Source organism: Curtobacterium sp. PhB142, assembly GCF_004341255.1.
Classification (GTDB): Bacteria; Actinomycetota; Actinomycetes; order Actinomycetales; family Microbacteriaceae; genus Curtobacterium.
Genome location: NZ_SLUT01000017.1, coordinates 19,213 through 28,332 on the forward strand (window position 1 = coordinate 19,213; position 9,120 = coordinate 28,332).

Annotated in this window: 10 protein-coding genes; 6 read left to right on the top strand and 4 right to left on the bottom strand. The window is 69.5% G+C overall.

The window, feature by feature from the left end; translation table 11 throughout:
* Nucleotides 1-88: 88 nt before the first annotated feature.
* From EDF31_RS19430 to melA, 4 genes are all read right to left on the bottom strand, one after another.
* Nucleotides 89-964 carry a carbohydrate ABC transporter permease gene (locus tag EDF31_RS19430; protein ID WP_071252441.1) on the bottom strand — a complete coding sequence of 292 codons (876 nt, stop codon included), beginning with the start codon at nucleotides 962-964 and terminating at the stop codon, nucleotides 89-91.
* A complete protein-coding gene (locus EDF31_RS19435) occupies nucleotides 964-1,923 on the bottom strand; it encodes a sugar ABC transporter permease (RefSeq protein ID WP_131847670.1) in 960 nt (319 codons plus the stop codon). The genes EDF31_RS19430 and EDF31_RS19435 overlap by 1 nt, the downstream gene beginning before the upstream one ends.
* On the bottom strand, nucleotides 1,907-3,211 hold the full coding sequence (locus EDF31_RS19440) for a sugar ABC transporter substrate-binding protein (protein WP_243650174.1): 1,305 nt from the start codon (nucleotides 3,209-3,211) through the stop codon (nucleotides 1,907-1,909). The genes EDF31_RS19435 and EDF31_RS19440 overlap by 17 nt, the downstream gene beginning before the upstream one ends.
* A 125-nt stretch (nucleotides 3,212-3,336) precedes the next feature.
* Nucleotides 3,337-4,761, bottom strand: coding sequence for an alpha-galactosidase (gene melA / locus EDF31_RS19445; RefSeq protein ID WP_123673548.1), 1,425 nt, complete (start codon nucleotides 4,759-4,761; stop codon nucleotides 3,337-3,339).
* A 103-nt stretch (nucleotides 4,762-4,864) separates the two neighbouring features.
* Here melA and EDF31_RS19450 point away from each other — a divergent pair, with 103 nt between their 5' ends.
* The 6 genes from EDF31_RS19450 (at nucleotide 4,865) to EDF31_RS19475 (ending at nucleotide 9,007) form a co-directional block, all read left to right on the top strand.
* Nucleotides 4,865-5,158, top strand: a complete 294-nt coding sequence (locus tag EDF31_RS19450) for a hypothetical protein (RefSeq protein WP_131847672.1) — start codon at nucleotides 4,865-4,867, stop codon at nucleotides 5,156-5,158.
* A gap of 114 nt (nucleotides 5,159-5,272) precedes the next feature.
* The gene (locus EDF31_RS19455) at nucleotides 5,273-5,899 is read left to right on the top strand and encodes a hypothetical protein (RefSeq protein ID WP_131847674.1); all 627 of its coding nucleotides are present in this window, start codon (nucleotides 5,273-5,275) and stop codon (nucleotides 5,897-5,899) included.
* A gap of 76 nt (nucleotides 5,900-5,975) precedes the next feature.
* Nucleotides 5,976-7,022, top strand: coding sequence for a GrpB family protein (locus tag EDF31_RS19460; protein WP_131847676.1), 1,047 nt, complete (start codon nucleotides 5,976-5,978; stop codon nucleotides 7,020-7,022).
* Nucleotides 7,023-7,058: 36 nt separating this feature from the next.
* Complete coding sequence (locus tag EDF31_RS19465; protein ID WP_131847678.1) at nucleotides 7,059-7,697, top strand: hypothetical protein; 639 nt, start codon at nucleotides 7,059-7,061, stop codon at nucleotides 7,695-7,697.
* Between the two features lie 43 nt (nucleotides 7,698-7,740).
* On the top strand, nucleotides 7,741-8,136 hold the full coding sequence (locus tag EDF31_RS19470) for a hypothetical protein (protein WP_131847680.1): 396 nt from the start codon (nucleotides 7,741-7,743) through the stop codon (nucleotides 8,134-8,136).
* A 46-nt stretch (nucleotides 8,137-8,182) separates the two neighbouring features.
* Complete coding sequence (locus EDF31_RS19475) at nucleotides 8,183-9,007, top strand: helix-turn-helix domain-containing protein (RefSeq protein WP_123338428.1); 825 nt, start codon at nucleotides 8,183-8,185, stop codon at nucleotides 9,005-9,007.
* Nucleotides 9,008-9,120: the final 113 nt, after the last annotated feature.

Genomic DNA, 9,120 nt, shown 5'->3' on the forward strand with positions numbered 1-9,120 from the left:
AATCGGGCGTACCTGGTCGAAAGAAACGACCAGGTACGCCCGATTCGGGCAGGTACGCCGCCCGCCGTGCCGGCGCGCGCCCGCCGCGCTACTTGATGCCGGTCGAGGCGATGCCCTGCACGAACTGGCGCTGGAACGCCAGGAACACCACGAGCAGGGGCAGCACGGTCACGGTCGCGATGGCCATCACGGCGCCCCACGGCGAACTGAACGCCGGGTTGTTCGTCAGCGTCGACAGGGCCACCGGCACGGTCAGGTTCTCGTTGCCCTGCAGCACGACGAGCGGCCAGAGGAAGTCGTTCCACCGGGTCATGAAGCCGAGGATCACGAGCACCCCGACCAGGGGGCCGCACGAGGGCAGCACTACCCGGAAGAACGTCTGGAACTCGCCGGCGCCGTCGAGTCGAGCGGCCTCCATCAGGGCGTCCGGCACCCCGAGCATGAACTGCCGGGCGATGAAGATCCCGACGACGTCGAACACGGTCGGCAGGATCACCGCCCAGGGGGAGTCGACCAGGCCGATCTTCGCGACGACCAGGAAGCTCGGCACCAGGGTGACCTGGATCGGGATCATGATCGTGACGAGGAACGCCGAGTACAGCAGCCCCCGGCCCATGAACCGGAACTTGGCGAGGGCGTACCCGGCCATCAACGACACGACGACGCTCAACGCGGTGCCGACACTGGTGATGAGCGCCGAGTTGCCGAGCCACCGCCAGACCGGCTGCGTGCTGAACACCTGCGTGTAGTTCTCGAACGTCGGCCGGGTCGGGAACAGCGAGAACGTGCCGCTCTGCGACTGCCCGCCGGGGGTGAGCGCCGAGACGACCATCCAGTACAGCGGGAACACCATCAGGATCGCCAGGGCGGTGAGCCCGGCGACGAGCACCCAGCGACCAGGCCGGCGCCGGGAGCGGGCTCCAGCGGGACGGCGGCGGGGACCGCGGACGTCGAGTACGGCCATCAGAGCATCTCCTCCGCCTTGCGGTTGGCGCGCTGCCGGAGCAGCGTGAACACGAGCAGGATCGCGACGAGCACCAGTCCGAGCGCCGCGGCGTAGCCCATCCGGGCATCGATGAACGCGGACCGGAACACGTACTGGATCAGCACGGTCGTCGAGAAGCCGGGGCCACCGCCGGTCATCACGTAGATGACGTCGAAGGCCTGCAACGAGAACACGACGTTCAGGATGAGCAGGATCGACGTCGTCGGGCGGAGCAGCGGCCACGTGATGGTCCGGAACCGGACCCATCGCGAGGCGCCGTCGATCGCGGCGGCCTCCTTGAGCTCGGCGGGCACGGACTGCAGCGCGCCGAGGTAGATCACCATGCAGAAGCCGATCCGGGTCCAGACCACGACGACCACCAGGGTCGCCATCGCCCAGCCCGGAGCGGTCAGCCAGGGCACGCGCCCCATCCCGAGCGCTTCGAGCAGGTTGTTCACGACGCCGTAGTCGCCGTTGAAGATCCACGACATGATGACGCCCACCACGACGCCCGCCGCGACCATCGGCACGAAGAACAGGGCACGGAACACCGAGCGCCCGGGCAGCGGCCGGTTCAGGGCGACCGCCAGGGCGAGCCCGATCGCCATCGAGGTCGGCACGGTGCCGAGCGTGAACACGAGCGTGTTCCGCAGCGCCGTGCCGATGAGCGGGTCGGAGCCCATGTCGACGAAGTTCTTCCCGCCGACCCAGGTGCCGTCACCGAGCGAGGTGCTGGAGTCCTGGAAGCTCAGCGCGATCGCCGTGATGATCGGGATGAGCGAGAACCCGAGGAACAGCAGTGCCGCGGGGCCGATGAACACGTACGGGACGAAGCGGCCCCGGCTTCGGCGGGCACCGCCGCCCGCGGGGAGTCCGCCGGTCGGAGGGGCGGTGGACGCCGTCGTGCGGACCGGCGCGGTCTCAGTTCGCAGTGACACTGCGCATCGCCTCCATCATCTGGTTCGAGGCCTCTTTCGGGCTCAGCTGCCCGAGCAGGCAGAGGTCGAGGTAGTCGGCGAACACCGCGTTGAGCGAGCTGAAGTACTCGCCGCTCTCGGCCTTCACCATCGAGAGCGGGATCGTCGTCCCCTGGTCGATGAACCGCTGCATCGTGTCGGTGTTCGCGGCGTACCCGATGTCCTTCGCGTCGAGGGACTTCCGGGCGGGCAGCCAGTTGCCGTCGTGGCAGAACTGCTGCATCTTCGACCGTGACGTGATCATCGCCACGAGCTCGGCCGCGAGCTCCGGGTGCTTGCTCGACTTCGTGACGGCCAGGGCGTTGCCGCCCAGGTCGCTCGCCTCGCCGACGTTCCGGATCATCGGGGCAGTACCCCAGTTGTCCGGCATGTCGGTGTCGAGCTGCGTGATCGACTCCGGGTTGTTGAGCATCATGCCGATCTGCCCGGTCAGGAACAGGTTCCGCGAGACGTCACCGCCGCCGCTCTTGCTGAGGTTGCCCGTGGTGGCGAGTCCCTCGGCGTACCACTTCCGGCCGAAGGCCAGGGCGTCGATCGCCTCCGGGGTGTCCATCGACGGGGTGGCACCGTCCTCGCCGAGGAACGCGCCGCCGTTCTGGTGGACCAGCGGCAGCCACCGGTACGCCGTCTCGGGCGACGACCAGCCGTACCCGAACGCGTACTTGCCGGTGACCTGCTTGACCTCCTTCGCGACGTCGAGGAACTCGTCCCACGTCCACGCGTCGGCCAGCGCCTGCGGTGGCGTGACGCCGATCTGCTCCATGACGTCGCGGTTGTAGTAGGTGATGAAGTTGTCGGTGTGCTGGAAGACGCCGTACACGCCGTCGTCCCGCGCGCCGATCGCCCAGAACGGGTCGCTGTAGTCCTGCCGGTAGTCCGCCGGGACGGCCCCCGAGATGTCGACCAGGCTGCCGTTCGCGGCGTACCGGCCGATCTGCTGCGGGGTGATCCGGATGACGTCCGGCGCCAGGTCGGCGGCGAGCCGGGTGATGAACCACTGGTGGAACTGCCCGGTGGTCACCTCGACGGCGACGCTCGTGCCGGGGTGCGCCGCGACGAACTCGTCGGCGATCGCCTGGTAGCTCGTGATGTCCGTCGGGATGTTCCAGGTGGACAGGCGGATGTGCTTCGTCCCGCCGCGGCCGGTCGTGCCGCCGCCGGCGCACGCTGCCAGCGCGCCGGTCAGCGAGATGCCGGCGAGGGCGAGGAACCCCCGTCTGGCGAGCTGGGGGGATGGTCGGGTCGGCATGATCCTCTCCTTTGAGGTCGTGGTGCCGTTCAGGTCGGCCGGGAGGCGCGGGGTGCGCACACGGGGCGCCGCGCGTCCGACGTGGGGTCGCGTCCTGGACCCGACCCCACGTCGGGCGCGACGGTTCAGACGAGCGCGGGGCGGGCCTCCCGGTCGGCCACCGGTGCCGCGGTGACCGCGTCCGCCGGACGCAGCGACTCGGGGAGGAGCGCCGCGTGGGCGTGCAGGAGCTCGTCGGTCATCTCGGCGATGCGGTCGAGCGTCAGGTGCGCCGCCGTCAGCGGGTCCAGAGCCACCGCGTGGTGGACGTGCTCGACGTTGCCCGTGAGTGCAGCGCGCACCGCCAGGGTCTGCACGTTCGTGTTCGTGCGGTTGATCGCGGCGAGCTGCGGCGGGAGCTCACCGAACGACGTCGGCTGCACCCCCTTGCCGTCGACCAGGCACGCGACCTCGACGCAGGCATCGGACGGCAGGTTCTGGATGACGCCCGTGGCGTTCGGCACGTTGCCGTAGACCACCGCGGGGACGCCCGTCACGATCGCGTTCACGATGCTCGCGCCGTACTCGACGCTCGGCGTCAGGTCGGCCTTGAGCTTCTCGAGCTGGGTGTCCACGTCGCCCTGCTCGTCGTGCGCCAGGCAGATCTCGTAGTAGTCCCAGCGCTCCGGGATGTACTCGAGCACCGTCTCCGGGTCCTTGCGGAAGTACGGCACGTACTCGCTGGCGTGGTGGCTCGACTCGGTCTCGAAGTACCCGAACGAGCGCATCAGCTGGGTGCGGACCTGCTCGTTGCCGCCCTCGTAGTTGCTCGCCGCGGCAGCTGCCTCGCTGTGGTCGCCGTCGTCGTCGTGCAGGTCGGACGCCGCGACGCCCCGCTGGTGCTTCGCCGTCATCACCTCGCGCAGACGCGGGTACAGGTCCTCGCCGTTGCGACGCGTGAACTCGAGGATCCACGCCTGGTGGTTGATGCCGGCGCTGACGAACTCGACCTCGTCGTACGGCACGCCGAGCGTGCGCGCCAGCATGCGGGTCGTGCCCTGCACGCTGTGGCAGAGCCCCACCGTCCGGAGCCCCTTCGCGTTGAGGAACGCCGTGGCCATCGCCATCGGGTTCGCGTAGTTGATGAACTGGGCGTCCGGGCAGAGCTCGAGGGCGTCGCGGGCGATGTCCTCGTACGCGCGGACCGACCGCAGGAAGCGGAAGACGCCGCCCGGGCCGACGGTGTCGCCGACCGCCTGGTCGATGCCGTACTTGCGGGGGATCTCGACGTCCCACTTGTACGACTCGACGCCCCCGACCTGGAACGTGATGATGACGACGTCGGCACCCGCCAGGGCCGCACGCCGGTCCGTGGTGTCGAGGACCTCGACGCCGAGGCCGTGGTGGGCGACGAGCTCGCGGGCTGCGGTCGCGGTGCGGGCGACCCGGCCCGCGTCGAGGTCCATGAGGTGCAACGTCGCGTCCTGCAGGGCGGGGAAGGAGACGAGGTCGCCGATGAGGCGGAAGGGGAAGACGAAGCCGCCGGCGCCGATGATGGTGATCTTGGTCATGTGTCGACGGTAGGAAGCGCGGGGGTGTGCGGTCCTCCGGCTTCGGACGGTGGGGTTCCAGGATCCTCGGATCGGTCCGTGGCCGGTGTGCGAGTGTTGTCCGGTGCGCTACCGACTAATGAACGAGTACAGCGTCGACTGGCCGCTCTGGGACGAGGACGGCCTGTGCCCCGAGGGGAGACCGGCGTTGTCGGAGACGGTCCGCGACGAAGTACTGCGGTGGGCAGCCGAGTTCAACGAGGACTACTCGGTGGAAGCGGGATGGCCGACCGAGGCCGCGGCGCGCTCGTCCGAGCGCCAGGCGCGGCGACTCTTCCGGCTCGTCGATCGCGAACTGCCGCCGGGCGACGAGCTGGTGCTGGGGTACTGGGAGACGAACAGACGGAAGGGGCTCTGACGTGGTCTCGACGTCGTGCTCGACATCGAGCTCGACGTCGGGACGATGGAAGTGGCGTACTGGAGCCACCGCGTCCCGGCCCCGCTCATGGCGTGGAGCTCGTAGGGTTCGGTGATGCACTGGCAGCAGTCGCTCCTGGAGAGGCTCCGCACGGACCCGGCGGTCGGCGCGGTCCGTCCGTACGGCTCCGTCCTCACGCCCGACCAGCTGGATCCGTGGAGCGACCTCGACGTCGAGCTCGATCTCGTTGCGGACGTCGAGGCGGGGACACTCCTCGGAGGTGAGCCGTGGGCGTGGCAGAGCACCCTCGACGACGGGGTGCAGCACGTTCGCATCGTGCTCGCGGACGGTCGCCGCGTGGACCTCGCGACGCGAGGTGCGACTCTGGAGCTTCCGCCGGAGCCTCCGGACAACAGTCAGCGGTTCGATCTCGCGCTGGCTGCCACACGATTCGGGCGCGGAGCTGACGCCATCGGGCTGCACCTCGTGCTCGGGGTGGTCCGCGAGGCGCTCGTGCACAGCATGGTCCTCGCCGACCAGCGGGAGGGGACGGTGCACCACCGGTTCGGCTCCGGCACGGACCTCGCCGCGGCCGAGAGCCAGACGGCACTGTCCGGAGCGCTGAGCCCGTCCTTGGCGTTGCGCGTCGCCTCTGTCTACGCGGAGAGCCGTGCGGCCGTCGACGAGGACTACCACCCCGACTGGAGCGGTCTGGTCGCCGTCGTCGCTGCGCGTCCCTAGGTTCCCGAGGTCTCGGCGACCACGAGTCGCGCAGCGGCTCGACTGGCGTCGCGACGGTCGTCGTACGCTGGCGGTCGTGGACGAGTGGTGGGACGTGGTCGATGCGAGCGGTGGAGCGACGGGCGCGACGTTCCGGCGAGGCGACAGCGGCTGGCCCGCCGGGTCCTTCCACCTCGTGGTCACGATCTGCGTCCACCGCGCCGACGGGACCGTCCTCGTCACGCAACGAGCTCCGACGAAGGAGTTCGCGCACGGGTGGGAGTTTCCCGGTGGCAGCGCGCTCGCCGGCGAGTCGGGGACAGCGGCGGCCTGCCGTGAACTGCGCGAGGAGACCGCCCTCGAGGTCGCGCCCGACGCGCTGCAGTGGGTCGGTCGCTTCACCGAGGACTCTGCGCTGGTGGATCTCTTCACCGTCCGGGAACCTGCCCGCTCGACCGTGCGGCCAGCTCCGGCCGAGGTGATGGCCTGGAAGTGGCTCCCCGCGTCCGAGGTGGTCGAACTCCGTCAGAGCGGCGTGATGGCGGATCCCTGGGGACCGCGGTTGGACGCGATGTGGCCAGCGGCGATGGCCACGATCCGGTCCGGGGGAGAGCCTCCCGCGGTGCAGCTGGAAGCACACCGCGACTCCTGGGAGACGGACTACCAGCGTGAGGCGTCGCGGCTCGTCGCCGCGCTCGGAGACCGCGTGCTTGCGGTCGAACACATCGGCAGCACGGCCATCCCGGGCCTCGAAGCGAAGCCGGTCATCGACATCGCGGTCCGGGTCGCAGTCGACACGGATCCGTTGGCGCTCGGCCCGTTGCTCGCGGCGACGGGCTACACGCAGCACCGTTCCGGTCCGAAGAACCACGGGGTGTACACCCGAGAGCGAGACGGGGCGAGGACCCACATCCTCCACGCCTTCGCCTCGGACCAGTGGGACGAGTGCAACCAACGGCTCTTCCGGGACAAACTGCTCAGCGACCCGACCGCCGTTGCGCGGTACCGGGAGGTCAAGACCCGAGCAGCGCGATCCTCGGACGGTCGTGCCTACACGGCCGCGAAGAGCCAGGTGGTACAACAGCTCCTCGATGAGGAACGTGCCGCTCGAGGTCTCGCGTCCGTGACGGCGTGGGACAAGTAGGCGTCGGCGCCTGTGGCAAGTCGTGAGGAGTACGACGTGCTCTGGGAACGTGCCCGTCAGCGGCTGCGTGTCGGTGACCTGCAGCTCGACCGGGAACCGGTGGACGGTGATCCGCGCTGGGGTCTGAGCCTGGTGCTGCTCCCTCCGAGGCCACTCGCTCAGCGGATCGCTGGCGTGGCGGATGAACTGGCCGCCGCGTACGACGGCACGCAACACGTGTACGGAGTCGAGGACGTGCACCTCACGATCACGAGCCTCGAACCGTACCGCGATCGGATCGATCGTGCGACGCTCGAGCACTACATCGACGTCGTCGAGGATTCGCGCGGCGCGCTCGACCACCGAGTCCGGCTCGACGGCCTTGGAGGATCGGCGGCCGGCGTTTTCGTGCAGGGGTTCGACGACGACACCCTGCGGCCGATCCGTGTCCGGATGCGTGAGGCTGCCTCGGCGCTCCACGGCGGTGCCGCGCCTCCGATGGCCTTCATCAGGAACACGGCCCACCTCTCGATCAGTGTGCACCGCGAGGCCTCACGCGAGGCAGCGGTCGTGCGTCACGTGGACCGATCGCGCCACCAGGAGCTCGGAGAGATGCACGGGGCACGAGTCGCGCTCGTCCGGTACCGACCGTGCGTCGGCTCCATGGGCATCGAAGTACTCCACACCGTCGGGTGAGTACCAGGACAGGCTGCTGCGCCAAGGCCGTAGGGTGGCGCTCGTGACGGCCACAGGGAGACGGAAGCGATCGGTCGTGGTGATGGTCGTGGTGACGCTTGCGCTCGTCACGTTGCTCGCCGGAGTTCGCCTCGTGTCCCTGTTCGCATTCGCGACCGAGGGGGATGTGCCACCCGCTTCCTCGGTCTCGCTGCCCGCGGGCAGCGAGCTGATCGCGGAAGAGAAGGACTGCGCTTCTGGTGGGTGCTGGGCCGTGCTCTCGGTCCGACCGCCCGAGGGAGTACGCCCGCAGGATCTCGCGGCCAGCTTGGGGATGACTCCCCAAGCTCGTCAGCGCGGGACTCTGTGGGACCCGCGCACCGTCAACCTGAGTTCGGAAGCGGAGGGGGAACTCCTGGTCATCAGGGCCGACTACTGGTCTCGTCAGGCGACCCCCTGACGGAGGTCCTGTGTGGGGAAAGGCTCACTGACGTAGGCTCAGCAACGTGCTCGACGTGGAGACGATGGAAGCGGCGTACTGGAGCCACCGCGGCCCGGCCCCGCTCATGGCATCGTCCCACCGGCACGACGACCTCGAGATGAACCTGGTGCTCGACGGGCACCTGGACTACCGGTTCGGCGGGGCGCCGGTCAGTGTGCACGCGGGCGAGATCGCACTGTTCTGGGGCTGGACCCCGCACCAGCTCGTGGGTGACGGCACCGGCACGGGCGAGTTCCGCTGGGTGCACATCCCGCTGGCCGAGGTGCTGGCGTGGGGACTGCCCGACCACGACCTCGGAGCGATGCTCCTGAACCGCCCGGTCGTCGTGCCGACCGCAGCTGCCGGGCGTGACGTCGAGTCGATGCTCGGGTCGTGGCAGCGGGACTTCGAGGACGACGGTGCGGAGATCATCGCCAACCTCGAGGCGCAGGCGCTCGTGCGTCGCCTGCTCCGGCACCACCGCGACGCCGTTGACCTGCGGCCTGGCGGCGGGCACGGCACCGCGGATGCCATGCACCGGGTGATCGACATGGTGCGGTTCGTGGTCGACCGGTTCCGCGAACCGATCGAGGTCGCTGACGTCGCTGCGGCCGCACACCTGCACCCGCACTACGCGATGTCAGTGTTCCGACAGGACGTCGGCACGACGATCGTCGAGTACCTGACACGGTGCAGGGTGGCCGAGGCGCAGCGGTTGCTCGCGACGACGTCCATGACGACGTCGGAGATCGCGCACGCCGCAGGGTTCGGGTCGCAGTCGAGTTTCTACGTGCACTTCACCCGTGCGTGCGGGACTGCGCCGGGAGCGTACCGGGCACGGGCTCGCTGACCCGGTGTCCCCACGCACGAGCAACGCCCCGTCGCGAGCGACGGGGCGTTGGCCGTTCCGGTCTGCCATGCACAGCCGGAGTACGTGGGGTGTTACTTGATCTGTGCGGTGAT

Bases quoted from the DNA above. Each gene is read 5' to 3' on its own strand.
- EDF31_RS19430 (WP_071252441.1), bottom strand. From the start codon at position 964: ATGGCCGTACTCGACGTCCGCGGTCCCCGCCGCCGTCCCGCTGGAGCC.
- EDF31_RS19440 (WP_243650174.1), bottom strand. From the start codon at position 3,211: ATGCCGACCCGACCATCCCCCCAGCTCGCCAGACGGGGGTTCCTCGCC.
- melA (WP_123673548.1), bottom strand. From the start codon at position 4,761: ATGACCAAGATCACCATCATCGGCGCCGGCGGCTTCGTCTTCCCCTTC.
- EDF31_RS19455 (WP_131847674.1), top strand. From the start codon at position 5,273: ATGCACTGGCAGCAGTCGCTCCTGGAGAGGCTCCGCACGGACCCGGCG.